The sequence below is a fragment of the Saccharopolyspora kobensis genome, from assembly GCF_900108315.1.
In the GTDB taxonomy this organism is placed as follows: domain Bacteria; phylum Actinomycetota; class Actinomycetes; order Mycobacteriales; family Pseudonocardiaceae; genus Saccharopolyspora; species Saccharopolyspora kobensis.
In genome coordinates this window covers 350,655-375,333 of the sequence record NZ_FNVB01000003.1, presented here as the reverse complement: position 1 = coordinate 375,333, position 24,679 = coordinate 350,655, and the positions used below count along the sequence as shown (strand labels likewise).

Below are 24,679 nucleotides of genomic sequence, written 5' to 3'. Positions count from 1 at the left end.
CTGCGGGCGCGGTGCCTGCGACCGGCGTCATCCCGTCCGCTGCTCGGCGTCCCGTTTCCGGTGGTCGCTGGGCCGTGTGCCGCGCAGCCGCTTGAACGCCACGCTCAGCGCGAAAGCGTTGGAGTAACCCACTTTCCGCGCGATCGCGTCCACCGTGCGGTCGGTCTTGCGCAGCAGGTCGGCGGCCAGCGCGATCCGCCAGCTCGTCAGGTAGGCCATCGGTGGTTCGCCGATCAGGGCGGTGAACCGCCGGGCCAGCGCCGCCCGCGACACGCCAGCCTTCGCCGCCAGCTCCGCCACGGTCCACGGGTGTGCGGGCGAGTCGTGCAGCAGCCGCAGCGCGGTGCCCACCACCGGATCGTCCAGCGCGCGGCACCAGGCCGGCGCATCGGCGTCCGGGTTGTCGAACCAGCTGCGCAGCGCGGAGACCAGCATCAGATCCATGAGCCGGTCCAGCACCAGCTGCTGGCCGGGCCGGTCCCGGGCGATCTCCTCGGCGACCTGCTCCGGCGACGGGAAGAGACGCTCCTCGGCGGGCACCACCAGCACCGCTGGCAGTGCCTGGAGCAGCTGCGCGCTGAGCTCGCCCTGGCGCTCGAACGCGCCGCTGAGCAGCACGGCTGCCCCGGCGGCAGGTGTTCCGCAGGTCCGGGCCGCCGCGTGCTCCACGCCCTCGGTCGCCGAGCAGTAGTCGGCCTCGGTCACCACCGCCGACGGGCTGGTCGCGGGATCGTCGGCCACCGCGTAGGGCACGTCACCGCGGATCACGGCGATGTCGCCGGCTTCGATGCGCACCGGTTCGCGCTGGTCGGGGACGATCCACGCGGGACTGTGCAGCATCGTGGCCAGCGTCAGCGACGCACCGCTGGACATCCGCAGCGCCCACGGCGGCCGGACGATCGCCTGCCGGAAGACGGCGCCACGCGCCCGCACTTCGGCCAACAGCTCTGACACGGCGTCCACACCTCCAGCGTAGACGCCCGGACATCGAGCGGAGCTCATCAGCCATGGATCGTCTCGATTCAGGCTGATTGGCTGAAGCCATGTCTGAAAACCCGATTCTCGTCACCGGGGCGACCGGCAAGTCCGGCAGCCGAGTCGCCGCGCGGCTGCGCGCCGCGGGACTGCCGGTGCGCGCCGCATCGCGCGGCGGCGAGCACACCTTCGACTGGGCCGACGGCCGGACCTGGGATTCGGCTCTGGAGGGAGTCCGGGCCGCCTACCTCGTCCAGGTGGACGGCACGCGGTTCGTCCGCCCGTTCGTCGAGCGGGCGGTGCGGCACGGGGTGCGGCGGCTCGTGCTCGCCTCCGGGCGTGGGATCGACGACCCGGACTACGCCAACGATCCGGGCGGCGTCCGGGACGCCCTGCTCGACAGCGAGGCCGCCGTGCGGGAGAGCGGTCTGGAGTGGACGATCAGCCGTCCGGGCTGGTTCGCGCAGAACTTCAGCGAGGGCTTCTTCGCCGAGGCCGTCGCGGCCGGCGAGTTGCGGTTGCCCGGAGGTGACGGGGCGGTCAGCTTCGTCGACGCCGAGGACATCGCGGCGGTCGTGGTCGCGGCGCTGACCGAGGCGGGCCACTCCGGCCAGATCTACGAGCTGTCCGGTCCCGAGGCGCTGACCTTGGCCGAGGCGGTCGCCGCGATCTCCACCGCCGCCGGTCGCGAGATCCGCTACGTGCCGCTGTCCGTCGAGGACTTCGTCGCCGAACAGGTCGCCCAGGGCATCCCGGCCCCGGAGGCGGCGGGCTTCGCCGACGTCCTCGAACCGCTCCGCAACGGCACCGACGCCCACGTATCCGACGGCGTGCAGCGCGCTCTCGGCCGCGAGCCGCGCACCTTCGCCGAATTCGCCCGATCCACGGCCGCTGCGGGCGGGTGGTCGGTCTGACGCCTCAGTACCCGGCGCCCGCTTCTTGCAGGGCCTTCCAGAACCCGTGCACGATCTCGTCGCCGGGCAGGCCGAAGGAGTTCAGCACCTCGGCCCAGGCCAGAGCATCGCCCGACTCCGTCAGACCGTCCATCACGCGCTGGTAGGTCGGGTTGTCGTTGAGGACCTCCCGCGGCATCGGAGCCGGGAACGCGGGCGGTCCCCAGGCGATCGGTGCGGAGGGCGGCAGCAGCAGGTCGCCGACACCGGCGAAATCGGCCGGCCTGGCCCAGAAGTTCTGGCCCGGGGCACCGTACGCACCGTGCGCGGTGGGAAGTCGTTGCAGCTGGCCGTTGAACGCCACCGCGTTGGAGACGGGGTTCGCGGCGTGGCAGACCACGTCGTCCTCCCGGCAGATGCTCGCCACCTCGATGTCGCCGAACTCGCGCGGGCCGGGCGTGTGCATGCCCGGCCCGTCCGGGGCGACCGACATGATGCCGCCGGACGGGCCCTGCGCGGTGGTGTTCGTGACGTGGCGCCGCGGATCGGCGATCAGCACGGCGCTGATCAGCTGGTCCGGCACCTCGTTCCGCGCGGCCAGCAGTTCGGCGGCGTCGCCGGAGATGAGCGCGCCGAAGGAGTAGCCGACGAGGGTGATCCGGGAACCCGGGCAGGCGCGGTGGAAGTCGACGACCTTGCGCTCCAGCGCCGGGGCGGCCACCCGCCGCGTGTTGTCCAGGCTGTGCGGGTGCACGCCCGGGACGATTCCGTCGTCGTACAGGAACTTCTCCATCCGGGCGCCGGCGGGCACCGTCGTACCGGCGTCGTCCCAGGTCCGGCCGGTGAGCCCGCGACCGCGGCCGTCGGTCAGGACGTACAGGTCGCCGCACCCGGCCGACTGCGGCGGGGCCGCCGTCGCGATCTCCGCGCCGCTCAACCCGGCGGCGACCAGCACGGCGCCGGACAGCGCGAGCAACGCCTTCTTCGCGAATCGCATGCGGCACCTCTCCGTTCGCGCGCCAGCGCGCATTCCGGGAACGCGTGAGCATGCTCGCCCGGTGGTGATCGCGCGTCAACGGAGATCGCCCGGATTGGCTTGTTCTCGCCGCGGTGCTTCAACCGGCCCGGAGCGCGTCGAGCCACGCGACGATCTCGTCGAGCACCTGCTCCTGCTCCGGCTCGTTGTGCGATTCGTGGTGCAGGCCTTCGTGGATCCGGAACGTCAGGTCGGCCGATCCGGCGCGGTCGCGCACCAGCTCGCTGGCGGCGGGCGGCATCAGCCGGTCGGCGCCGCCGTGCAGCACCAGCAGCGGCATGGTCAGCGACGGCAGGCGCTGCGGCATGGCCTCGGCGGTCCGCATGATCTCGACCGCCGTCCGCGCGCGCATCTTCCCGTTGTGGTTGAGCGGATCGGTGCGGAAGTCCCGCACCACGGCGGGATCGCGGCTGATGGTGTCGGCGTCGATGGTCCGCACGCCGAGGTCGGGCAGCAGCTTCGACAGCAGCGGTGCGACGATCCGCTCCACTGCGGACACCGGTCCGGCGTCGAGCGCGGGTGCGGAGATCACCGCGCCGCGGATCCGCTGCAGCGGTGTGCCGGTGAGGTACTGCAGCGAGATCAGCCCGCCCATGCTGTGCCCGTAGACGAACACCGGCACGCCGCTGTGCCGGTCAGCGGCCAGCCGGGCCAGCAGGCCGACGCCGGTCACGGCGGCGGCCATGCCGCCGATGTTGCCGCGCGTGCCCGGCGACCGGCCGTGCCCGGGGTGGTCCAGCGCGTAGACCGCGTAGCCCGCCGCGTTGAGCCGCGCCGCGACGTGCCGGTAGCGGCCGCTGTGCTCGTGCAGGCCGTGCACCAGCACGACGACTCCGCCGGGCTGCTCGACGGTCCAGCTCTGCCAGTACTGGCCCGAGGGCGAGGTCCCCTCGGAGTGGGCTGCCGCCGGCAGCGAGCGGTCGTCGTGAGCCTCGGTCATCGGACACCTTCCGCCTGATCGCGTGGAGTTCTCGCGCAAGCCTCGTCAAATGATCGGCTCCCGGCAACTCCACCGGGGGCTTGACCTCCAGCACGGTCGAAGTTCCACGATCGTTCGCGGTCCGCCGTGAACCGCACGGCACCGGGCAGGAAGGCGGAAACATTGGGTGTGCAGAAGGCTTTCGCGCTCGCTGGTGGCCTCGTGGCGATCGGACTGCTGTGGTCGGCCCGGGGCGCGGCCCCGGAGACGTCGGCGGCCGCTCCGCCACCGGCGCGAACGACGGTGCTCCACCTCGACGTGATCAACGACCAGTTCGCCCGCACCGACGTCGGCGATCCCGGGGTGAGCCTCGGCGACGAGTACGTGTTCTCCGACCAGTTGCACCAGGCCGGTCGGCCGGTCGGCGACGACGGCGGCTCCTGCCAGGTGACGCACGTCGACGGTGCGCGGATCACCACCAACTGCACGCTCACGCTCCGGCTGCCCGACGGGCAGCTGACCGCCCAGGCGCTCGGAGTTCGGGGCGAGGACGCGTTGATGGCCATCACCGGGGGCACCGGCGCCTACCGCACCGCCCGCGGTGAGCTGCACGCCACCGACATCCAGACACCCGACGAGAAGTACCGCATCACGATCGCGTTCTGAGCGCTCCGAGCCAGGTCAGCGGTGGTGGGCGGGCGCGGCGCGGCTGCCACCGCTGGTCGCGGGAGTTCCGCGCCGGCCGATTCCGCCGAGCCGCCCGTGCGCCGCCATGATCCCGAGCAGGACGAGCGCTGCGCCGACCGGTTGGTTCCAGGTGAGGGGTTCGCCCATCAGCACGACTCCGAGGAGCACACCCACGACGGGCGAGAGGTAGGTGACCGCGGCGGCGTTGGCCGCGCCCCAGGCGGCGACGATGTTGTTGTTCCACACGTAGGCCATCCCGGTGCCGAAGGCGCCGAGGACGACCATGCTGACGACGACCGCCCCGCTCAGCCGGTCGACCGGCTCGCTCGCCGCCCAGGGAGCCGCGACCACCATGATCACCGCCCCGATGAGCACTTGGACGAAGGCCAGCGCGGGAGCGGAATGTCCGCGGCCGGAGACGAAGCGGCGCAGGTAGGCGAAGGCGAGCCCGTAGCAAGCGGTGGCACCCAGGCAGGCCAGCTGGGGGAGGAGGTCGTCGTGCTCGCCGAGTCCGCGCCAGGGACCGATGATCACCACCACGCCCGCGAACCCGAGGACGAGCCCGGAGGTGCGGTTCCGGTTCATCCGCTCGCCCGCGACCATCGCGGTGGCGAAGAGCATGGTGATCAGGGGCGTGGTGGCGTTGAGGATGCTCGCGAGGCCTGACGAGATCCGCTGCTCCGCCCAGGCGAACAGCGCGAACGGCACCACGCACAGCAGGATCGCGACGACCGCGAGATGGCCCCACGCACGCGGGTCCCGCGGCACCGGCCGACGGGTGATCGCCACGAGCGCGCCGAGGGCCAGCGCGCCGAAGAGCATCCGGGCCAGCACCACTTGCGCCGGGGACAGCTCGTCCAGGCCGATCTTGATGAGCAGGAAGCTCGATCCCCACGCCACGGCCAGCAGGGCGAACTGGACCGCGATCCCGGCCTTCGCCACTCCCGGAGCTCTGAACATGCCGACTCCTCACGACTGATACCCACCAGCCAAGCTCCGGGACGGCTGATGAGCTGGCGGGTTCCGGCCGTCGCGCTCCGCGACCGGCGCAGACTGGACGCGCTTCCCCGGCCCCGCAGGAGGAGCGGGGCAACGCGACCGATGCGGGGGAAGCCGCCTTCGGAGGCGGCGATCAGGGACCGCGAACCCTGTCGAACCTGCTCGGAGAACCGGGCCCTTCCTCTCCCGGTCGGCGCTCAGGTGGTGAGGTCGAGGGCCGCCCGGATGATGGTGTCGGAGTCCAGGCCGTGGTGGCGGTAGACGTCGTCGAGCGAGCCGGACTGGCCGAATGACGTCACGCCGAGGGACGTGGTGCGGACCTGGTTGACGGTGGCCAGGAAGGACAGCGCGTGCGGGTGCCCGTCGAGGACGGTGACCAGCGGTGCGGCCCGGTGCGCGGGGAAGAGCTGGTCGAGGATCCAGGATTCGGCGACCTCGTGGCCCTGGCGGGCGCGGACGGCGCGGTGGAGCAGATCGGGGCTGGTCACGCAGACGACGTCGGCGGGAACGCCGAGGTGGTCCAGCCGGGTTGCGGCGGCGAGGGCTTCGGGGACGACGGCGCCCATCGCGGCGATCGTGACCTCGGGGCGCTCGACGCGCCGCAGCGGGTAGCCACCGGCCACCACCTGGCGCCTGCGGCGCTCGCGGGCCGCGCCGTCGTCCGGGACCGCCGCGAGCCCCTGGTCGACCGGCCGGGTGGACAGCCGGAGGTAGGCGGAGCTTCCGTCGGGTCTGCCGAGGCGGCTCAGCGCGGCCAGCAGCGTCCACTCGGTGTCGATGGCGAATGCCGGTTCGTAGCTGGTGCACCCGGGCTGCTCGATCCCGATCGACGGCGTCTTGATCGACTGGTGCGCCCCGCCCTCCGGCGCCAGCGACACGCCGGAGGGCGTGCCGACCAGGATGGACTGCCCACCGGCGTAGATGCCGTAGGACCACGGTTCCAGCGCGCGTTCGACGAACGGGTCGTACACCACGCCGATCGGCAGCAGCGGCCGCCCCCAGCGGCTCCACGTCGCGCCGAGCTCGCCGAGCAGCCCGGCCAGGTTGACCTCGGCGATGCCCAGCTCGATGTGCCTGCCGGTCGGGTGCTCCTGCCAGTGCAGGATGGTCTCCCCGTCGTCGGCGAACCAGTTGGTGCGCTCCACCGGCGACCAGACGCCGACCTTGTTGACCCAGGCGCCGAGGTTCGTCGTGGAGCTGACGTCGGGGCTGACGGTGACGACGTGCTGGGCGACGTCCGGTGCCTGGCGGGTGAGGTCGAGCAGCGCCCTGCCCAGCGCCGCTTGCGTGGTGGCGGTGCCGGTGGGCGTCCGGCCGAAGTCGGCCGGGACCGCGGGCGGCCGGGCGCGCGGCGGCTCCGGGCGGTGCAGGCGTTGCGCGGTCGCGGCGCAGAGCTCGTGCGCGGCGCTGCCTGCCGGGAAGGGCCGCCACGGGTCGTCGAGATCGGTGCCGAGCGCCTCGGCGAGTTCGCGCATCTGCTCGTCGTTGAGCAGCGAGGAGTGGTTCTGCGGATGCCCCCGGGTGGGCAGGCCGTGGCCCTTGACGGTGTAGGCGAACAGCACGGTCGGGCGGGTGTCGTCGATCGCCGCGAAGGCCTCGTCGAGCGCGCCGAGGTCGTGGCCGCCGAGGTTGCCGAACGCCTCGACGAGCCCGACATCGTCCACTGTGGTGAGAAAATCGGCGACGGCGCCGGCATCCGGCCCGTCACCGGGCAGCCTGCGCCGCAGTTCGGCGGCGTCGCAGCGCAGCAGCCGCTGGTACTCGGGATTGCTCATCGCGTCGATGCGGGCGCGCAGGTGCACGCCGCCGGGCCGGTCGAGCAGTTCTTCGAGGCGCTGCCCGTACTTGAGGGTGATGACCTGCCAGCCTGCCGCGGTGAACATGCCCTGCAGCTTCCCGGCGGCGATGTGGGGCACCACGCGGTCCAGCGACTGGCGGTTGAGGTCGACGATCCAGACGAGCTCGCCGAGCTCGGCGGTCACCGGGTCCAGCACCGCTTCCCAGACGGCTCCTTCGTCGAGCTCGGCATCGCCGATCAGCGAGTACTGGCGGCCGGTGCCGCCCTCGACGCAGCGGCGCGCGATGGCGCCCCAGACGGGCGCGGTGGCGCCGATGCCGACCGAACCGGTGGAGTAGTCGACGGGATCGGGGTCCTTGGTGCGGCTCGGGTAGCTCTGCAGCCCGCCGAACTCCCGCAGCCTCGGCAGATAGGCGGCATCGAGCTCGCCCAGCAGGTGGTTGATGGCGTGCAGCACCGGCGAGGCGTGCGGTTTCACCGAGACCCGGTCCTGCGGCCGCAGGTGGCGGAACCACAGCGAGGTCATGATCGACACCATCGAGGCCGAGGACGCCTGGTGCCCGCCGACCTTGAGCCCGGAGGGATTGGGCCGGACCCGGTTGGCGTGGTGGATCATCGCGGTGGACAACCACAGCACGCGGTCGGCGACCTCGCGCAGGACGTCGTGGTCGGTGCGGTGCGGATCGGTCACCGGGCTCGCCATGGGATTCCCTCCGTGCTGGATCGATTACAGTGGCCTCGTGGGGAGAACGGCTTCGGACGACTGGGGCGACTCGGTCGGTGCGCGGGTTCGGGAGCTGCGCCGGGGGCGCGGGCTCACCTTGAAGAAACTAGGCGAGCGCGCCGGGCTTTCGCACGCGTTCTTGAGCCAGTTCGAACGCGGGCTGACCACTGCCAGCGTGAACACGCTGCAGCGCATCGCGGTGGCGCTGGGCACCACGGTGTCGGCGCTGCTGGCCACCCGCACCGAGCAGGAGATCGGCGTGCTGCGCGCGGGCGAAGGCGTCGCGGTGCCGCGGGCGGACGTGCCCGACGGCACCACGGTCCGCTCGCTGAGCCGCGCCGACTGGCCGGTGCAGCCGATCGAGTACACCGGCGGCCCGGTGGAGTTCGGCGACTACTTCGAGCACGTCGGCCACGAGATGCTGTACGTGGTGTCCGGGCGCATCGAGCTGGACTTCGCCGGTGGCAGGCGGGAGGAGCTCGGTCCCGCCGACGTGGCGACCTACCCGGGCAGCACGCCGCACCGGTGGCGGGTGCTCGGCGACGAGCAGGTCCGGGTGCTGGTGATGGTCACCGACCGCTGAGCGCGGGTCAGCGCAGCAGCGGTACGACCTGCTCGCGGAAGCGCTGCATCTGCTCCTCGGCCATCGCGTAGGTGTGTCCGGGGAAGTGCGGGAAGACCACCAGGTGCTCCAGGCCGAGCGAGTCCTTGTGGTGCTGCACGGTTTCGGCGACCTCCTCCGGGGTGCCGACCGCCCACATCTTCTGCTCCGTCGACTGCTGGAGCGTCGGCACCAGCCCGGGAGCAGCGGGTTTCCCGTCGTCCCCGCGGTAGCCGCGGCTCCAGCCGAACGGTGCCAGCAGGTTCCAGAACTCGTCGTGGCCGGCACCGCCGACGCGCCAGGCGGTTTCGTGGTCGTCGGCGATGTGCACCGGCAGCACGAGGATCCGCTTGGCTCCGCTGGAGAGCGCGATGTCGTGGTGCTGCTGGTAGAGCTCGGCGTAGCGCTCCCACTGGTCGCGGACGAACCCGTGGTACTGGTTCCACCAGACGCAGCCGTGGCCGACCTCGGCGGCGTAGCCGAGGGTCGGCGGGCTGGTGACGGCCTGCCAGATCTCCACCTCGTGCAGCGGGCCGGGCAGCAGGGTGAGGGTGTCCACCGAGCCGTCCGGGCCGTGCGTGCCGGCGGGCGGCAGTTCGAAGAACTCGCCCTTGTAGGAGAAGGTCTCGTTGTCGAGCGCGGTGCGCACGACCTCCATGTACTCGGCGAAGACCTTGCGGTTGTGCGCGTCGACCTCGTCGCGCTTGGCCCCCGATTCCAGGTAGCCCATGTCGGCCTGGTGCATGCCGAGGCTGCGCAGCTCGCGGGGGACGGTGCCGCGCCCGACGCCGAGCACCGCGCGGCCTCCGGAGAGGTTGAGCAGCGTGCTGAAGTCCTCGGCCAGCCGCAGCGGGTGCCACTGGGGGACGATGTTGAACATCGCGCCGACCTGGATGCTGCGGGTCTTGGCGACCAGGTGCGACTGCAGCATCAGCGAGTTGGGCACGATCTCGTAGCCCTCGTGCTGGAAGTGGTGCTCGGCCAGCCAGTAGCTGTCGAAGCCGAGCTCCTCGGCGCGCACGCCGAGGTCGACCAGGTGCTGGGTCGCCTGCCACACCTGCTGCCGCGTCGCGCGGCGCTGCCCGGCGGGCAGCGGGTTACCGGCCAGCACGTCGGGCATCTCGACCGAGCCGAAGAAGAACACCCCGTAGCGCAAGGCGACCTCCAAAATGTAAGTAGCATCAACATTTGTTGGCTCAGTGTGGCGGATATCCGTGCCGAGTCAAGCGCGGATTTCCGTTCTTGACTTGCTGGAACCGCAGGTGCACGATCGGTCCGAATGTTGGCTGCATCAACATTTCGTCGCCGATCACGCGCCCTCCGCGCGCATCGGCGCGTTCCAGGGAGGCCGTCATGGTCGAAGACCCCGCCAGAGCCACCACCCCGCCCGGATCGTCGCGCCGGGTGGCCGTCGAGCAGAAGGGCATCGAACCGGTCCTCGACGGCGAACGGCACGGCACACCGCTGTCGGCGTTCACCCTGTGGTTCGCCGGAAACCTGCAGTACTCGGCGCTGGCGGTCGGGGCGATCCCGACGGCCTTCCTCGGCCTGAGCTTCGCCCAGGCCGCGCTCGCGCTGGTCATCGGCACGCTGATCGGCAGTCTGCTGCTGGGCGTCGCGGCCACCATGGGCCCGCAGGCAGGCGCGCCGCAGATGGTGCAGTCGCGCGGCCCGTTCGGTTACTTCGGCAACTTCCTGCCGGTCGCGCTGCTGTTCCTGACCGGGTTCGGCTACTTCGCGGTGAACACCGTGCTCGGCACCTACATCGTCCGCGAGCTGCTCGGCATCCCGTTCCTGGCCGCGCTGGTCGTGGTGGCGCTGGTGCAGATCGTGATCGCCATCATCGGCCACGACTTCGTGCACCGCGTGGAACGGGCGCTGGTGGTCGTGATGGCGGTGCTGTTCCTGATCATCACCGGGTACGGGATCGCGCGCGGCGACCTCGGCGCAGGCGGCGATCCGGGGACCAACACGCTCAGCGGGGCGATGCTCATGACGGTGGCGATCTGCTCCTCCCGCACCTTCGGCTGGGCGATCGGCGCCTCGGACTACACCCGCTACCTGCCCCGCGGGACCAGTCGTCGCAGGCTGCGGTGGGCGGCGTTCGGGGGCGCGGCCATCGCGGGGCTGTGGATGCACCTGCTCGGCGCCGCGATCGGCACCGCCATCTCGCCGGACAGCCCGACCGACCTGGTCACCCAGCTCATCCCGAACGGTCTCGCGGTGCTCGCCCTGGTGGCGCTGCTGGCCTCGACGGTCGCGGGCAGCGTGCTCGACATCTACTCCGGTTCGCTCGCCCTGCTGATGGCCGACATCCCGCTGCGCCGCTGGGTTTCGGCGCTGCTGACCGGGATCCTGGGCGCGGCGCTGGGCTGGTGGGCCGGGCACACCGAGGGGGCGGTGTTCGGCAACTTCCAGAACTTCCTGTTCCTGGTGGGCTACTGGATCGGGCCGTGGCTGGGCGTCACGCTGGTCGACTTCCTGGTGCACCGCCGCGACGACGTGGACGTCGACGTCTTCTACGACCGCACGCGCCGGGTCGGCGCCGGGCTGCCGGCGTTCCTGATCGGTGTGGCCGTCTCGATCCCGTTCATGCACCAGAGCCTGTTCACCGGGCCGGTAGCCGCCGCGGTCCCGCAGCTCGGCGACATCACCTACTGGGTCGGCGGCGCGGTGGCCGCGGCGGCCTACTACTTCCTCACCCGCCGCCGGGAGGTGCGATGAGCGCAAAGCGCGGACTCGGGCCGCTCTTCTACGGAGCGGCCGAACAACCGTGGAGCCGCGGTGCCGCTGCCGGGGAGTTCGTCTTCCTCAGCGGGATCGACGGCGTGATCGACGACGAAGGCCGGACCGTCGTCGGCATCGCCGGGCAGACCCGGACGACGCTGGACCGGATCCGCGCGCTGCTGGCCGATGCGGGTGCCGAACCCGACGACATCGTGCAGCTGGACCAGTTCGTCGCCGACCCGGCCGAGCGCGCCGAGTACATGCGCGCCCGCGACGAGTGGTTCGCCGAGCACGCGCCGGGGCTGCTCGACGAGCGCTCCTACGCCTCGCTGCTGATCTACCCGGCGCTGGCCACCCCGCAGATGCGGGTGGAGATCCGCGTCGTGGCGCACAAGAAGGAGGAATCGTGATCGTGTCCCGCGAGTTCGCCGAGTTGAGCGCCGCCGACGTGGGTGCCGTCCGCTCGTCGTCGGTGGCGGTGCTGCCGGTGGGCGCGATCGAGCAGCACGGCCCGCACCTGCCGCTGAACACCGACGCGCTGGTGGCCGAAGCGGCGGCGCGCGCAGTGGTGGAGCAGCGCGGTGCGGAGCTCGACCTGTGGTTGCTGCCCGCGCTGGCGTTCGGCCGGTCCGTCGAGCACGTCTGGGCGCCGGGCACGCTGTCGCTGTCGACCGCGACGTTCGCCGCGGTGCTCGACGACATCGGCCGATCGGTGGCGGCCACCGGAGTCCGGCGGCTGGTCTTCGTCAACGGACATGGCGGCAACATCTCCGAGATCCAGACCGCGCTGCGCGACATCCGGCTGCGGCACGGGCTGATGACCTTCGCCACCAACACCTTCGTGCCCGTCGAGCGCGACGAGTCCTTCGCCGGAGCGGAACTCGGCCTGGGCATCCACGGCGGCGCGATGGAGACCTCGCTGGTGCTGCACCTGCGCCCGGAACTGGTCGACCTCTCCGCCGCGCGCCCCCGGATTCCCCGGCGCCTCAACGACAACGAGCACGTCCGGTTCGGCGGCAGCGTCGCCTTCGGCTGGCTCTCCGACGACTTCGGCCCCGACGGTTACCTCGGCGACCCGACCCGCGCGAGCGCCGAAGCCGGTGAGCGGGGCTTCTCGGCGCTGGTGGCGGCGCTGGGCGACCAGCTCGCCGAAGTGGCCCGCTTCGACTTCGCCGACTTCTCGTGAGGAGAGCAGCCGTGCAGCACTGCGAACCGACCGCCGGTGGCCCGCTGATCGTCGGGATCGGCGGCACGACCAGAACGGGCTCCTCCAGCGAACGCGCGTTGCGCTACGCGCTGGAGGCGGCCGCGGAACTCGGGGCGCGGACGCTGGTGTGCGCCGCGACCGACCTCGACCTGCCGATGTACCGGCCGGAGGAGCCCGACCGCACCAGCGCGGCAACGCGGCTGGTCGAGGCGCTCCGCCGGGCGGACGGCGTGATCATCGCCTCGCCCGGCTACCACGGCGCGGTATCCGGGATGATCAAGAACGCCCTCGACTACACCGAGGACCTGCGCACCGACGTCCGCCCGTACCTCGACGGACGAGCGGTCGGCTGCATCGCCACGGCGGCGGGCTGGCAGGCGGCGATCTCGACGCTGGCCCAGCTGCGCGCCATCACGCACGCCCTGCGCGGCTGGCCGACGCCCCTGGGAGTGGCGATGAACTCGGCGCTCCCGTGCTTCGACGACACCGGAACCCCGACCGGCCAGCCCGCGGACCAGCTCAGAGCGGTGGCCCACCAGGTCGTCGAGTTCGCCCACCGCCGCCTCCCGGACCGCCTGGCCTCCTGACCAGCGCCCACGACCAGCTGAGAGGTGAAAAGCACCGATCGGAGCGCACATCCGCTCTGATCGGGCTTTCCACCTCCCTCCCCGCGGCTTTCGCCGATTGGGGACGTGTTCCCTCTCCCGGCGAGTGAGACCACCTCCTGCGGATCGCCGCATCGGGTAGTCGGCACGAAGCCGTGCGGTACCTCACCTGATCACGCCATACCGTGATTTCCGGCAACAGAACGTGATCTGCTCACCGCTTTCGGAGGTCGTCGTGCGCCACCACGTCCCTGCTCTGATCGGCACTCTGGCCACCGCTGGGGCGCTCGCCTTGTCCTTGGCCGTCCCGGCTCACGCGGCGAGCGGGGTTCTGCGCATCGGGTTCCAGTCCTACGAGAACCCCAGTGGTTGCTACGGCAGCGATGTCATTCCGGTGTCGGTCGACAACCGGACCGACGCGCCTGCCTACGTCTACTCCGGACAGCAGTGCAACGGCGAGGTCGTTGGGATCGTCGAACCTGGCCGGAGAGGTGTCTTCGAGTTCGGGGCCAGCGTCTACATCGACTAGCGCGGCCCTGGGGCCTTGATGGCCGACTGCGGTATTGCCGGTTGCTCATGTCCCCGGCCATGAGCGGATGATGGTGCGGCGGCCCCCGGGAGAGCTTTTCCCGGGGGCCGCGCTGTGTCAGGACAGGGGCAGTTCCGCCATGGCGTCGGCCAATTCGCCAGCAGTGTCCCCGGCGGCCCACACGTGCCCGTCCGGGCGCATCACCACGGCGGCCGTGGGCCAGGGCAGCTCGGTCTCGTGCAGGCGGAGATCCGCGCTCGTGGCCAGGTCCTCGAAGTCCGGGGTGGCTTCCTGGGCCAGCAGCACCGGGCGGCCCTCGCGCAACAGGTGCAGCTGCTCGCGAGTGGCCGGGAAGCGCTGGCCTGCCAGGGGATGGGTGCCCGGATAGCGCACGTCCAGTGCGGTCACCGCGTTGGCCAGCGCGGTCGCCACGTCGGGATGGGTGCGCAGCAGGTCCGCCATGAACCGACGCAGGGCCCGGCCCTCCTCGGTGGTGGCGGTGATCAATGCGGTCTGGGCCTTGGTGTGCTCGCCCAGTGCCACGCCGACGGGATGGCGTTCCAGGTGGTAGGTGTCCAGCAGGGCCGCGTCCGCCCAGCCCCGCTGGACCGCGGCCAGCTTCCAGCCCAGGTTCATCGCGTCCTGCAGACCCACGTTCAGCCCGACGCCGCCCGCCGGGAAGTGCATGTGCGCGGCGTCGCCCGCCAGGAACACCCGGCCCTTCCGGTACTCCGCCGCGAGCCGGGTGGCGTTGCCGAAGCGGGACAGCCACACCGGGGAGTGCAGGCCGAAGTCCGTGCCCGCGATCCGCTTCACCGCCTCCCGCAGGGACTCCAGGGTTGAGGTGAGGGCTGACGGGGCGTACCCGGTGACGCGGTAGCACCCGCCGGGGATCGGGGCCACGATCAGCGCGCCGTGTTCGTTGTGCCAGAAGCCCGGCCGCTCCGGCGGGTCGACCAGTTCGACGTCGCCGAGGAAGCCGAAGACGGTCGAGTCGGTGCCGGGGAAGTCGATGCCCGCCGCCTGGCGCACGGTGCTTCCCGCGCCGTCCGCCCCGACCACGTGGTCCGCGGTGATCTCGTACTCGCCGTCCGGCCCGCTGACTTGAAGCGTCACGCCCTGTTCGTCCTGGCTCAGCCCGGACACCCGGTGCCCGCGCCGGATCACCGCCCCGAGGGCCAGGGCGTGCTCTTCGAGCAGTTCCTCGGTGCGCAGCTGCGGGTGCGCCAGCAGGAACGGGAACGGCGTGGCCAGCCCTCGGAAGTCCAGGCGAGCAGGCAGCATGCCGAAGTGCCCGTCCGGCACGGGCAGCCCGCCGTCGAGGAAGGCCTGTTCCTGCCCGCGCATCGCCAGCACCTCGATCGTGCGCGGGTGGACGGCCAACGCCTTCGAGTGCGGGCTGCGCTGCTCGGCCCGTTCCAGGACCAGCGGTCGCCCGCCGCCCAGGGCCAGCTCCGCCGCCGTCCACAGCCCGACCGGGCCCGCGCCGACCACGACGGTGTCGGGTGCGTTCAAGGTGATCACTCTCCATTGAATCGAGGTGGTTTTGGAGCGCGCTCCGGTGATCCGCGAGCGGACCGGAGTCGTGGATGCGTGCGTGGTCGCCGCGCGGGCGCTACATACTGGTAGTGCGGTTGCACCTGGATGAGAGGTGATCGGGATGGCGTCAGCGCGGCAGATCAGTGGTCCGTGCCAGGCATGGCCGGAGGACAGCGCCTTCGTCCGCGAGGTGCTCGACCGCATCGGCGACAAGTGGACGGTGTTGACCATCAGCACCCTGGGCGCCGGTGCGCTGCGCTACTCCGACTTGCAGGCGAGCATCCCGGGGATCTCCCAGCGGATGCTGACCCAGACGCTCAAGAACCTGGAGCGCGACGGCCTGATCACCCGGACCGCGTACGCCGAGGTCCCGCCCCGAGTGGAGTACGAGCTGACGGACCTGGGCCGGTCGCTGATCGAGGCGGTGCGGGCGATGGCCGAGTGGGCCGTCACCCACCACAGCGAGATCGCCGGCCACCGGGCCGCCAGCGAGCTGACCGGAGTCGGCCGAGCCAAGGCGGCGTCAGCGCGTCGGCAGGCTGAGGTGCCGGTGGCGCTCATCGGTCCGTAGTGCCGGGTGCACCGCCCGCCGCATCCTCGTGGTTCGCTCCTGCGACCCCTTGGAACGCGCCGCCTGCTCAACCATCTTCCTCACCTCACCAGTAGTGCGTGACACCATCATGGGTGAGTGAAAGAGGGCCTACAAAAGGCACTTTCAAGTGCGTTGGGCACCGCCCGGCAGACGCCGCACCGAGTGGTGCCCGCATCCGGGCTAGATCCCGGCGACGAGGTTGAAGGTGCCCGTGAGCTGGTTCAGGACGACGAGCGCGATGACGTCGGCGATCGTGCGCTCGCGCCAGCCGTGCGCGGCGAGGTCGGAGATCTCCTCGTCGCTGATCGCCGCCGGTTCCGCGAGCACCTTGAGCGCGAAGGTGAGCAGCGCCGCTTCGCGCGGGTCGGTGGCGGTCGCCTGCCGGGCCAGTGCGATGTCGGCGTCGGACAGGCCGATCGCCTTCGCGGCTTCGGCGTGCGCGTTCGAGCAGGTTTCGCAGCCGAGCCATTCCTGCACCGCCAGGGAGATCTTCTCGCTGAGCGCGCGCGGCAGCTTCGTGCGCTTCACCGCCCGCGAGAACGAGAGGTAGCCCTGCAGCAGAGCGGGCGAGTGCGCCATCGTGCGGATCATCTCGCCCGCAGAACCGTGCCGGGCGACGATCTCCTCCAGCTGCTCGCGCGAAGCGGCGGGGGCGTCGATCGGTTCCAGTGCTGTCAGTCGTCGCATCACGCGTCCTCGTTCCAAGTGCTCTCGGGTGCGTTCAGGCAGATACATATACCCCCTGGGGGTATGCTGCGCAACCTTCTGCCTGCGTCAGATGCCCCCTGGGGGTATGCCGTGGATCACGTTGCGCCGGGGTTCGCGGCTTGGCATAGTTCTCGGCATCGAACACATACCCCCTGGGGGTATCGAGAGGAGATGGCGATGAACGAGACGACGCACACCGATCACCACGCCCACCGCGGCCACGCCGCCGGTCACCACGGGCACGCTGGTCACCACGGGGACGGAGGTGCTCCGGAAGGGCTGCAGATCAGCAAGGACGGCTACACCTTCGCCCCGGAGACCGCGCGGCTGGACGCGGGCGGTACCGCCGACTACCGGTTCCGCATCCTCGGGCCGGACGGGGCGGCGGTGACCTCGCTGGCCGAGGTGCACGGGAAGCGGATCCACCTCATCGCGGTCCGCCGCGACCTCACCGGTTTCTGGCACCTGCACCCGGTCGAGAGCGGCGACGGGACCTGGACGGTGCCGCTGGAGCTGGCGGAGGCGGGGCAGTACCGCGTCTTCATCGACTTCCAGCCCGACGGCGCGGCCGGGCTCACGCTCGGCGCGGACCTGGCGGTCGCCGGAGACTTCCAGCCGCGCCCCGTACCGGACGTGGCCGCGGTGTCGGAGGTCGACGGATACGAGGTCGTGCTCGACGGCGAACTCCAGGCGGGCCAAGCCCACCGGCTCGCGCTGACCGTGCACCGCGACGGCGTCCCGGTCACCGACCTGGAGCCGTACCTCGGCGCCTACGGGCACCTGGTCGCTCTCCGGCTCGGCGACCTCGCGTACCTGCACGTCCACCCGGAGGAGGCGACCGGCCCGGGGCCGGAGATCGGCTTCCACGCGGCGGTGCCCGGCCCGGGAACCTACCGGCTGTTCCTCGACTTCAAGCACGCCGGGAAGGTCCGCACCGCGCAGTTCACCGTCGTCGCGTGACGGCGATGCCGAACCCGGACGGGCAGCGATGTGGCCGCCCCGGGCGGTGACCTGACCGGCTCACCGCCCGGGGCACGAGTCCGGAACCGGCTCGGCTCCACAGTGGAATCGCTGAAAGCGGCCCGGTCAGGCGCGGGCGGTGCGGGCGACGGCGGGGATGATCGCCAGCGCGAGGACGCCGCCGATGACCGCGAGCACCGAGTAGCTGCTGGCCGCGACGATCACGCCGGAGGCCATGCCGCCACCGGCCCCGGACAGCGCGATCGAGACGTCGATCCTTCCCTGGACCTTGGCGCGGGTGGCCAGCGGAACGGCGTCGGTGATGATCGTGGTCCCGCTGATCAGGCCGAAGTTCCAGCCGAGCCCGAGCAGCCCGAGTGCGAGCGCGAGCAGCCAGGTGGACTGCGGCGGTGCCAGGGCCGCCACCAGCCCGGCGCCGAGGAGCGTGATCCCGGACGCGGCGGCGACCGCCAGCCGGCCGAAGCGGTCGACGAGCAGCCCGCTGAACGGGGAGGGCAGGTACATCCCGGCGATGTGCACGGCGATGACCAGGCCCGCCGCGCTGACGTCGTGGCCGTGGTGCTGCATGTGCACCGGCGTCATGGTCATGATGGCGACCATGACGACCTGGGTGAGCACCATGACCGACGCGCCGAGCAGCAGGTGCGCGCGATGAGACGTCGCCGGAACCGGGGATTCCTCCTGGGGCTGCGGTGCTTGCGCGGCGAGGGCGCGGGCGGTGGTCAGCGGGTCGGGGCGGAGCATGACCCACAGCACGGCCGCAGCCGCCGCATAGGCGACCGACGCGAGGAGGAACGGACCGGCCAGCCGCGGTAGCCCCAGCGAGGCGGCGAGCCCGCCGGTCGCGGTGACCAGGTTCGGCCCGGCGACGGCCCCGACGGTGGTGGCCACCAGAACGGTGCTCACCGCCCGGCCCCGCTGCTGCGGGGCGGCGAGATCGGCCCCGGCATAGCGGGCCTGGAGGTTGGTGGCGCTGCCCGCGCCGTAGACGAACAGCGAGATGAACAGCAGGACCACGTTGCCGGTGGCGGCGGCGATGACGACGCCCGAGCTCCCCGCTGCTCCCGCGGCGTAGCCGACCGAGAGCCCGACGCGGCGGCCTAATCGCTGCGAGACCCGCCCGACGATGACGGCGGTGGCGGCCGAACCGATGGTGAACAACGCGCTGGGCAGCCCGGACAAGCTGGTGCTGGCGAGCATGTCCTGCGCCAGCAGCGCTCCCACGGTGATACCCGCGGCGAGCCCGGCGCCGCTGAGTATCTGCGCGGTCACCAGCACGGCGAGAACGCGTTTCTGGGCAGGGTGGGCTGCAACGGACACGGGAGGCCTTTCTACCTGGAACGTTCCCCGGATCAACGGGGTCATCAGCTCACCGGAGTCACTTCTCCAGCGCAACGTTGACTTTTCGCGCCCGAACGGCTGCGCTGCGTGCGCGAGGCGTCTCCGGGTTCATCCGGTTCGCCTACCCGGTCGTCTTCAAACCCGTGTTTCACCTGGTGGTGAGGTGAACACGGAGTGTGCCGACGGGCTTCGGCGGGTGGTCGGCGGGCGGGTGTGACGGTGCTGTGACGGGATGGTGACGGTGCTCTGGCGTACTCGGGGGCGGCGGTTGGAGCCGCTGGTTGGAATTTCTCGTGAACGCGAACTAGGGGGAACCATGTTCGAACACGTCTCGGTGGAGCTGCTGCCGGAGCGCAAGGCGCTGGGCGGCGGCTGGTGGGGCGGCTTCGGCGACATCGACCAGAATGTCTTCCTGGACCAGAACGTCGATGTCGACGTCGACAACGACTCCTGCTTCGGCGATGTCGATGTGACCGCCTTCAACAACGCCAGCATCGACCAGGACGCTCACTGACCGGTACCCGGACGTTCTCGGCCGCCCACCGCAGCTGCGCGCGGTGGGCGGCCGAGACGCGTCAGCGTCGCTGGAGGTGGTCTTCGGGCGGTGGCGGTGACCAGGCGGTGTGGAAGGCCGCCCAGATCAGCGGTGTGCAGCGGGGATCACCGGTCTCGATCCACCGGTGGGCTTGCGCGCGCTGCCACGCGTTGAGCGCGGCGACCGGGTCCGGCGACTCGTGCGCGGCGTTCACCGCCAGGATCGCCTCGGCCAGCACGCCCTCCGCGCGATCACCGAGCCCGGGGACGTAGCGCCGCAGACCGGCTTCGGTGGGCAGGGTCCAGCGCGTCGCGGTGACGTACTCCGCGCCGCGGTGCGCGAACGCGGCGACCAGGCCGGTCGGCTCGGCGAAGCGCAGGTCACCGCCGGACTCGCACGCGACGAGCGCGACCCGGTTGGGCGCGCGCAGCGGTTTCGCCGACCCGTGGCCGAGGACGACGTCGGCCGCGGTGAGCGGGCGGTGCCCGTTCACCGGCTCGGCGTGACCGGTGGTTCCGGCTCCGTCGGAGAGGTGCATCCGGGAATCGAGGGCGTGCGTCGAAGCGGTCACGTGGCCGACGTAGAGGAAACGCGACGCCCCGACCAGCTCGGCCGCCAGCCGGTCGCGACCGAAGTCGTTGCGGCGGAAGGCTCTTCCTCCTGGCCGCACCCGGTCGCCGAGCGCCGCGACCATCTCGGCGAGCGGCGATCCCGGCGCGACGGGGCCGAGCACGCTGCCCAGCTCGGAGGTTTCGGCGAAGCCCGGTACCGCGGGATCGAGCGCCGCGACCACCGCGCCGCGCGGATCCCACGCCGAGACCGCTCTTCCGGTCGCGTTGCGCAGCGATGCGGGCAGCAGCGTGGAGACGTCGACCATGTCGGTCAAGCGGTCGGTGCCCGAAGTGCCCAGCAACTCCCACGGCAGCTGCGCGATGGACGGCGAGGGCTGAACGCGCAGGTGCGGGCGGAATCCGCGAGCCTCCAGCGCGTTGAGCTCCAGACCGAGCCGCTGCGGGATGACGCACGAGGTCAGCGCGGTGGCGAGGCGCTGCTCGCGTGCCGGGTCGGTGAAGTCACCGCCGCCGAGAGCCCTTTCGAGCGCTTGGAGGCCGGTTTCGGACGGCAGCGGCGAGGGCAGGGCGGCGCGGAGCTGTTCCAGCGCGGGGGCGATGAGCGCCCGTGGCAGCACGACCATCCTGGGATGCGCCGGGGCGTGGTCCCACACCCAGCTCAGGTAGAGCTCGTCGGCGTCCACATAGGTCAGTCGCGCGACCGGTCGGGTGGCGGTCGCCAGCCCGGCCAGCACTTCGGTGCCGTCCGGGGCCGCTCGCCGGTTCACCATCCCGCCACGACCTCCTCGGACCGGACGCGGATGCCGTACCGCTGCTCGGCGCGTTCGAACCACTCCGCGAGCAGCACCTCCGCGCCCGGGCAGGAGAGCACTCGCGGTGGCGGCTGGAACCGCACGGGCAGCTGCGTCGAACCGGTGAGCAGCCCGGATGCCGCGGCGGGCAGCTCGATCTCGGAACCGGTGGGTGCGGGCGGCTCGAACTCGGCCACCCACGGGGAGACCGCGGTGGTCGTGGGGGCGTGGAAGGCGACCGCGGCTGAAGCGTTCTCCGTCAGCGCCAGCAGCAGCCGGGTGTCGCCGAGCAACGCGGCCAGCCGGAACGCGAGCCCCCGGGCCGGTGCGGCGACGGAGCCGACCCACCTCTCCCGCGCGGGACCCGGCGGGAACGTCTCGCGCAGCGCCTCGGTGGCCAGGTGCGCGGCGACCGCGAGGTCCAGCGCCCGGGCCAGCAGCGCCGCCCGGTCCGCGGGCGCCGCCGACGCCCATTCCGCGTGCATCTCCGCGCGGCGGACGTCGATGCGGCACCGGTCTTGCGCGGTCAGAGCGTGCTCGCGGGCGTTGGTGTAGGCGTCCTCGGCGGCGGCGAAGTCCATCCGCGCCGATTCGGCGTCGCCGAGGACACCCCAGGCCTGGAGCCGCTCCAGATGCGCGCCCTCGGCCGGGAATCGGGTGATCGCGTCCCGCAGAGCTTCCGCCGCTTCATCCGGCTGTCCGCTGTGCAGCCGCACCGCGGCGATCCCGCAGCGGCTGGCCGCGGCCCGGATCGGCAGGCCGGCCTCGACGGCCAGCGCTTCGGCCGTCCCGAAACCGCGCCGCGCCTCTTCCAACCGCCCGGCCTGCAAGGATGCCCGGGCCAGGTTCTCCACGGCGTGCTGGCGGCTCGTCGCGTCCCCGGCCAGCCGGTTGATCTGCTCGGCCAGCGCGAGGTAGTCCTGCGCGGTGGCGTCATCATCGGTCAGCTGGGCGATTCCGGCGAGGTTCGGGTAGACCGAGGCCGACAGCTCCGGGTGGCTGGCCAGGGCGACTTCGAGGGCGCGTTCGCCCTCCTGGTCGGCCTCGGGCAGTCGCCCGGCTTCGAGGAAGATGCCGCAGCGCACGTTGTGCAGGGTGAACCGGAGCAGGTCGCCGTCGGCGCCGGAGAGCAGCGCGGTGGCCCGGTCGGCGGATTCGAGCGCTTCGTCCAGTCGGCCGAGCAGGATGAGCGTTTGCGCCCGGGCGAGATGTCCGCTCAGCACCGCGGACCGGGTGCCGCGGAGGTCGCCGATCTCGGCCAGCACCCGCTGACCGGTGCTGATCGCCTCTTCGATCTCGGTGATCGCGCCGCCGAGATCGCCGCTCAGCTCGCGGGCCGCGGCGAGGTTCGACAGGGCGCGGCAGCGCAGGTCGAGGCCCTCGGCGTCGACGTCCGCGACGCGGGTGAGTGCGATGGCCTGCTCGAAGAGCTCGGCGCTCCGCGCGATCTGCCCGGCGCGCAGGAGCTGCGCGCCCTCGTTGTTGTTGTCGCGAACGGACTTCCAGCGTTCTCCGGTCGGCAGCGGGCCCTGGAGAACCGGTCCGCTCACGAGATGCCCCCGGCGCGCGCGGCGGCCCGCTCGGCCAGCGAAGCGGTGGCATCCGCGAGCCTGCTCCGCGCGTGGTCGATCACGGCGGCGCGGACCTCTTCCGCCGGGGCGAGGACAGCGGTCGGCTCCGCGGTGATCCGCGTGTCGCGCACCGACAGCGTTCGTTCGGCGGTGGGCAGCAGGAGCGCGGTCACCGGCAGCACCGCCTCACCGGTGAACCGGTTCTCCACCCGCCGCAGGGGAACTTCGACGCCCAGCCGGGCCGGGCCGAAGCGGGCGAGCAGGACGGGCGTGAGCGGTGGCTCGTGGTGCGGGAACTCGACCGCCGGAGCGGCCGGAACGGACACCGACAGCACCGTCTCGCCGTCCCGGCGGCCGATCGTCCACCCGGCGCCGCCCATCGCGTCGAGCGTCTGCGCGGGGACATCCGACCAGTTCAGCGCGCTGGTTCCGGTGGCGGCGGCCTGGTGGGTGCCACCGGCGGCCAGCGCCCAGCCGACCTGACCGGAGACCCGTGCGGCGTCGAGCTCGACGCCGTAGTCCTCGGCGAGCGAGCGCAGCTCCTCGGCCAGCTCGATCGCACCGGCCGCGAACTCGGCGTGCTCAGCGAGCGCTTCCACCGCGGTCAGCGACGCCGCGTCGAGTGCTCGCTCGACGCAGTCCTCGTCGTCGAGCAGGTGCTCCAGCGCTGCGGTGGCCACCGCCGTTTCCGCCGCGAGCAGCTCCCGGGACAGCGCGGGAATCGCCGCCTGCGCGGACGCCGGCCACCACGCCGCCGCCCAGTTCAGCCGGGCGAGCCGGAGCGCGGCGGGCAACAGCCCGGGCTCATCCGGAGGCAGCGCGACCTGCGCCGGGGTGTTGGCGAGCACGGCGTCGGCGATGTCGTCGCCGTAGATCTCCCAGAGCCAACCGGCAGCCGCGTCCCGGTCGTGCACGTGCGCGTGCGGGAACGCGGTGCTGGAGGTGACGTCCCAGCTCAGCAGCGCGCCGCGCGCCTCGACGAGCCCGGTCGTGGCCGGTTCCGGCCAGCCGGTGGTCTCCGCGCCGGTGAGCCGCGCCCGGTCGCCGCTGATCTCGATCCGGATCATGCCGCCCCCGCCGTCTCCCGGGTGAGCGACTGCTTCAGCCGCTGCCGGTGGTCCATGATGACCGACCGCAGCACCCCGTCGAGCAGGTCCCACACCTCGTGCGGCTCCAGCCGTTCCCCGCGCAGCTCGCGGCCGTGCACCCGCACCCACAGCCTGCGCAGGTAGGCCTGGCGCACGGTGACGACGTCGGAGCGCAGGTCCTCGGGCACGCCGCTGGCCGCGCCGGGCAGCCGCAGCACCCGCCGCACGTAGGCCTCCCGCTCCCAGCGCGAGCCCAGCCGCCGGTGCGCGGCGGTCGGCTGCGGCCCGCCGGTGAGTCCGCCGCTGGCCTCGCGGCCGAGCAGCACGGTGAGGCGGCTCCGCTCCTCGCCCAGCTGCCAGGGGAGCGCGGAGCGGGCGATCTCGGCGCGGACCAGGCCGGGCACGGAATCCATGCTCTCGCGGTGGAAACTGCTGGTGAACGCCGCGAACAGCCGCTCGAAGACGGAGCGGTCGAAGGGCTTGGGGAGCCGGTTCTTCGACGCGTTGTCGCCCAGGCGCGGTGGTTCGGGCAGCGGCAGGTCGGTCAGCCCGTGGTCCCGGGCGGCTCCGCGCACGGCGAGCCCGGCGGACGCCCGGGTGCCCGCAGCGGCCTCCAGGAGCTGGTCGAACGCATCGCCGTCGGCGTCGCCCTCGCCGCAGCTGTCGAGGAAGCCCTCGACGGGGGCGGGCGCGCCGGGCTCCGGGCTCGGCACCTCGCGCCACGCGGCCGCCAGCAGGGCGGTCAGCGCGTCGGCCTGGTCGGTCATGTGGCGGCGCAGCTGCGCGACGGTCATGTCCCCGGTCGCGTCGCGGATCTCCTGGACCACCTCCAGCGCGACCTGCCCGGCGTCGGCGCCGGGAGCGCCGTGCGTGCGGGCCAGTTCGAAGCAGCGCTGGAAGTAGAGGTCCTGCGGGTTTCCACCGGTGATGCGGGCGGCGCGGCGCGCGCGCTTCAACGCGGCGAACCAGTCGGCCGTGGCGGTCAGGTCGGCAGCCGCGTCGAGGATGCGCTGCCGCAGCTCGGCGATGTCGGCCTGCTCGATCCGGCCGCCGCCGAGGTGCGGGTTCTGGGCGGGGCGCAGGACCAGCGGATCGAGGATGAGCTTCACGGTGCGGGCCAGCGGCCGCCCGCTGGCGTTGCTCAGCGCTGCCACGCCCGGGCCCAGTTCGGCCCACGCGGCGGCGACGACCCGGTCGCGAGGCATCGAAACCGCTGGTCCCGCCGCCGTCGCGTGTGTGCTCACCCGGTCAGTCTAGTGAA

General features: G+C 72.2%; 24 protein-coding genes. 11 read left to right on the top strand and 13 right to left on the bottom strand.

What is annotated here, in order from left to right; translation table 11 throughout:
- Positions 1-27 precede the first annotated feature (27 nt).
- A complete protein-coding gene (locus C4T78_RS10280; protein WP_093355581.1) occupies positions 28-963 on the bottom strand; it encodes an AraC family transcriptional regulator in 936 nt (311 codons plus the stop codon).
- A gap of 80 nt (positions 964-1,043) precedes the next feature.
- Here C4T78_RS10280 and C4T78_RS10275 point away from each other — a divergent pair, with 80 nt between their 5' ends.
- A complete protein-coding gene (locus tag C4T78_RS10275; RefSeq protein WP_093355578.1) occupies positions 1,044-1,889 on the top strand; it encodes an NAD(P)H-binding protein in 846 nt (281 codons plus the stop codon).
- Between the two features lie 4 nt (positions 1,890-1,893).
- Here the strand turns inward: C4T78_RS10275 and C4T78_RS10270 are convergent, their stop codons facing one another.
- Positions 1,894-2,865, bottom strand: coding sequence for a cutinase family protein (locus C4T78_RS10270; RefSeq protein ID WP_177247692.1), 972 nt, complete (start codon positions 2,863-2,865; stop codon positions 1,894-1,896).
- Between the two features lie 118 nt (positions 2,866-2,983).
- Positions 2,984-3,844, bottom strand: a complete 861-nt coding sequence (locus tag C4T78_RS10265; protein ID WP_093355573.1) for an alpha/beta hydrolase — start codon at positions 3,842-3,844, stop codon at positions 2,984-2,986.
- 201 nt (positions 3,845-4,045) lie between these two features.
- Here C4T78_RS10265 and C4T78_RS10260 point away from each other — a divergent pair, with 201 nt between their 5' ends.
- Positions 4,046-4,489 carry an allene oxide cyclase barrel-like domain-containing protein gene (locus C4T78_RS10260; RefSeq protein ID WP_235863685.1) on the top strand — a complete coding sequence of 148 codons (444 nt, stop codon included), beginning with the start codon at positions 4,046-4,048 and terminating at the stop codon, positions 4,487-4,489.
- Between the two features lie 15 nt (positions 4,490-4,504).
- Here the strand turns inward: C4T78_RS10260 and C4T78_RS10255 are convergent, their stop codons facing one another.
- Together C4T78_RS10255 and C4T78_RS10250 are read right to left on the bottom strand one after the other, a co-directional pair.
- The gene (locus C4T78_RS10255) at positions 4,505-5,470 is read right to left on the bottom strand and encodes a DMT family transporter (RefSeq protein ID WP_093355567.1); all 966 of its coding nucleotides are present in this window, start codon (positions 5,468-5,470) and stop codon (positions 4,505-4,507) included.
- Between the two features lie 236 nt (positions 5,471-5,706).
- The gene (locus tag C4T78_RS10250) at positions 5,707-8,010 is read right to left on the bottom strand and encodes a thiamine pyrophosphate-binding protein (RefSeq protein WP_093355564.1); all 2,304 of its coding nucleotides are present in this window, start codon (positions 8,008-8,010) and stop codon (positions 5,707-5,709) included.
- 37 nt (positions 8,011-8,047) lie between these two features.
- On the opposite strand from C4T78_RS10250, the gene C4T78_RS10245 reads away from it, so the two are divergent.
- Positions 8,048-8,614, top strand: a complete 567-nt coding sequence (locus C4T78_RS10245; protein ID WP_177247691.1) for a helix-turn-helix domain-containing protein — start codon at positions 8,048-8,050, stop codon at positions 8,612-8,614.
- 7 nt (positions 8,615-8,621) lie between these two features.
- On the opposite strand, the gene C4T78_RS10240 is transcribed toward C4T78_RS10245, so the two are convergent.
- Entirely contained in the window at positions 8,622-9,788 is a 1,167-nt protein-coding gene (locus C4T78_RS10240) for an LLM class flavin-dependent oxidoreductase (RefSeq protein ID WP_218161649.1), read from the bottom strand.
- 197 nt (positions 9,789-9,985) lie between these two features.
- On the opposite strand from C4T78_RS10240, the gene C4T78_RS10235 reads away from it, so the two are divergent.
- The 5 genes from C4T78_RS10235 (at position 9,986) to C4T78_RS10215 (ending at position 13,700) form a co-directional block, all read left to right on the top strand.
- A complete protein-coding gene (locus C4T78_RS10235) occupies positions 9,986-11,356 on the top strand; it encodes a purine-cytosine permease family protein (protein ID WP_093355559.1) in 1,371 nt (456 codons plus the stop codon).
- Positions 11,353-11,769, top strand: coding sequence for a RidA family protein (locus C4T78_RS10230; RefSeq protein WP_093355557.1), 417 nt, complete (start codon positions 11,353-11,355; stop codon positions 11,767-11,769). The genes C4T78_RS10235 and C4T78_RS10230 overlap by 4 nt, the downstream gene beginning before the upstream one ends.
- Positions 11,766-12,545 (top strand): creatininase family protein, encoded by a 780-nt coding sequence (locus tag C4T78_RS10225; RefSeq protein ID WP_235863684.1) that lies wholly within the window; start codon positions 11,766-11,768, stop codon positions 12,543-12,545. The genes C4T78_RS10230 and C4T78_RS10225 overlap by 4 nt, the downstream gene beginning before the upstream one ends.
- Before the next feature lie 47 nt (positions 12,546-12,592).
- Complete coding sequence (locus C4T78_RS10220) at positions 12,593-13,153, top strand: NADPH-dependent FMN reductase (protein WP_093355852.1); 561 nt, start codon at positions 12,593-12,595, stop codon at positions 13,151-13,153.
- 253 nt (positions 13,154-13,406) lie between these two features.
- The gene (locus C4T78_RS10215) at positions 13,407-13,700 is read left to right on the top strand and encodes a hypothetical protein (RefSeq protein ID WP_093355555.1); all 294 of its coding nucleotides are present in this window, start codon (positions 13,407-13,409) and stop codon (positions 13,698-13,700) included.
- 117 nt (positions 13,701-13,817) lie between these two features.
- On the opposite strand, the gene C4T78_RS10210 is transcribed toward C4T78_RS10215, so the two are convergent.
- A complete protein-coding gene (locus tag C4T78_RS10210) occupies positions 13,818-15,215 on the bottom strand; it encodes an FAD-dependent monooxygenase (protein ID WP_235863683.1) in 1,398 nt (465 codons plus the stop codon).
- Positions 15,216-15,360: 145 nt separating this feature from the next.
- On the opposite strand from C4T78_RS10210, the gene C4T78_RS10205 reads away from it, so the two are divergent.
- On the top strand, positions 15,361-15,810 hold the full coding sequence (locus C4T78_RS10205) for a winged helix-turn-helix transcriptional regulator (protein ID WP_093355847.1): 450 nt from the start codon (positions 15,361-15,363) through the stop codon (positions 15,808-15,810).
- Between the two features lie 201 nt (positions 15,811-16,011).
- On the opposite strand, the gene C4T78_RS10200 is transcribed toward C4T78_RS10205, so the two are convergent.
- Positions 16,012-16,518, bottom strand: a complete 507-nt coding sequence (locus C4T78_RS10200) for a carboxymuconolactone decarboxylase family protein (RefSeq protein ID WP_093355553.1) — start codon at positions 16,516-16,518, stop codon at positions 16,012-16,014.
- Positions 16,519-16,716: 198 nt separating this feature from the next.
- Between C4T78_RS10200 and C4T78_RS10195 the strand changes: the two genes are divergently transcribed.
- A complete protein-coding gene (locus tag C4T78_RS10195) occupies positions 16,717-17,499 on the top strand; it encodes a DUF8832 domain-containing protein (RefSeq protein WP_093355550.1) in 783 nt (260 codons plus the stop codon).
- Between the two features lie 126 nt (positions 17,500-17,625).
- On the opposite strand, the gene C4T78_RS10190 is transcribed toward C4T78_RS10195, so the two are convergent.
- Positions 17,626-18,798: an MFS transporter gene (locus C4T78_RS10190; protein ID WP_093355549.1), complete on the bottom strand. Its 1,173-nt coding sequence runs from the start codon at positions 18,796-18,798 to the stop codon at positions 17,626-17,628.
- A 379-nt stretch (positions 18,799-19,177) separates the two neighbouring features.
- Here C4T78_RS10190 and C4T78_RS10185 point away from each other — a divergent pair, with 379 nt between their 5' ends.
- The gene (locus tag C4T78_RS10185) at positions 19,178-19,375 is read left to right on the top strand and encodes a hypothetical protein (RefSeq protein WP_093355546.1); all 198 of its coding nucleotides are present in this window, start codon (positions 19,178-19,180) and stop codon (positions 19,373-19,375) included.
- 61 nt (positions 19,376-19,436) lie between these two features.
- Here the strand turns inward: C4T78_RS10185 and C4T78_RS10180 are convergent, their stop codons facing one another.
- Genes C4T78_RS10180 through C4T78_RS10170 form a run of 4 tightly spaced genes read right to left on the bottom strand, consistent with a single transcriptional unit; the run spans position 19,437 to position 24,662 of the window.
- Positions 19,437-20,738 carry a CHAT domain-containing protein gene (locus tag C4T78_RS10180; RefSeq protein ID WP_177247689.1) on the bottom strand — a complete coding sequence of 434 codons (1,302 nt, stop codon included), beginning with the start codon at positions 20,736-20,738 and terminating at the stop codon, positions 19,437-19,439.
- Positions 20,732-22,309: a tetratricopeptide repeat protein gene (locus C4T78_RS36350; protein WP_177247688.1), complete on the bottom strand. Its 1,578-nt coding sequence runs from the start codon at positions 22,307-22,309 to the stop codon at positions 20,732-20,734. The genes C4T78_RS10180 and C4T78_RS36350 overlap by 7 nt, the downstream gene beginning before the upstream one ends.
- Complete coding sequence (locus C4T78_RS10175) at positions 22,306-23,397, bottom strand: hypothetical protein (RefSeq protein ID WP_093355542.1); 1,092 nt, start codon at positions 23,395-23,397, stop codon at positions 22,306-22,308. Before C4T78_RS10175 ends, C4T78_RS36350 begins: the two co-directional genes overlap by 4 nt.
- Positions 23,394-24,662, bottom strand: coding sequence for a hypothetical protein (locus tag C4T78_RS10170; protein ID WP_143185933.1), 1,269 nt, complete (start codon positions 24,660-24,662; stop codon positions 23,394-23,396). Before C4T78_RS10170 ends, C4T78_RS10175 begins: the two co-directional genes overlap by 4 nt.
- Between the last annotated feature and the right edge of the window lie 17 nt (positions 24,663-24,679).

Coding starts and splice junctions, on each gene's coding strand:
- C4T78_RS10275 (WP_093355578.1), top strand. CDS start 1,044: ATGTCTGAAAACCCGATTCTCGTCACCGGGGCGACCGGCAAGTCCGGC.
- C4T78_RS10270 (WP_177247692.1), bottom strand. CDS start 2,865: ATGCGATTCGCGAAGAAGGCGTTGCTCGCGCTGTCCGGCGCCGTGCTG.
- C4T78_RS10265 (WP_093355573.1), bottom strand. CDS start 3,844: ATGACCGAGGCTCACGACGACCGCTCGCTGCCGGCGGCAGCCCACTCC.
- C4T78_RS10255 (WP_093355567.1), bottom strand. CDS start 5,470: ATGTTCAGAGCTCCGGGAGTGGCGAAGGCCGGGATCGCGGTCCAGTTC.
- C4T78_RS10250 (WP_093355564.1), bottom strand. CDS start 8,010: ATGGCGAGCCCGGTGACCGATCCGCACCGCACCGACCACGACGTCCTG.
- C4T78_RS10235 (WP_093355559.1), top strand. CDS start 9,986: ATGGTCGAAGACCCCGCCAGAGCCACCACCCCGCCCGGATCGTCGCGC.
- C4T78_RS10230 (WP_093355557.1), top strand. CDS start 11,353: ATGAGCGCAAAGCGCGGACTCGGGCCGCTCTTCTACGGAGCGGCCGAA.
- C4T78_RS10205 (WP_093355847.1), top strand. CDS start 15,361: ATGGCGTCAGCGCGGCAGATCAGTGGTCCGTGCCAGGCATGGCCGGAG.
- C4T78_RS10200 (WP_093355553.1), bottom strand. CDS start 16,518: ATGCGACGACTGACAGCACTGGAACCGATCGACGCCCCCGCCGCTTCG.
- C4T78_RS10195 (WP_093355550.1), top strand. CDS start 16,717: ATGAACGAGACGACGCACACCGATCACCACGCCCACCGCGGCCACGCC.
- C4T78_RS10185 (WP_093355546.1), top strand. CDS start 19,178: ATGTTCGAACACGTCTCGGTGGAGCTGCTGCCGGAGCGCAAGGCGCTG.
- C4T78_RS10180 (WP_177247689.1), bottom strand. CDS start 20,738: ATGGTGAACCGGCGAGCGGCCCCGGACGGCACCGAAGTGCTGGCCGGG.
- C4T78_RS10175 (WP_093355542.1), bottom strand. CDS start 23,397: ATGATCCGGATCGAGATCAGCGGCGACCGGGCGCGGCTCACCGGCGCG.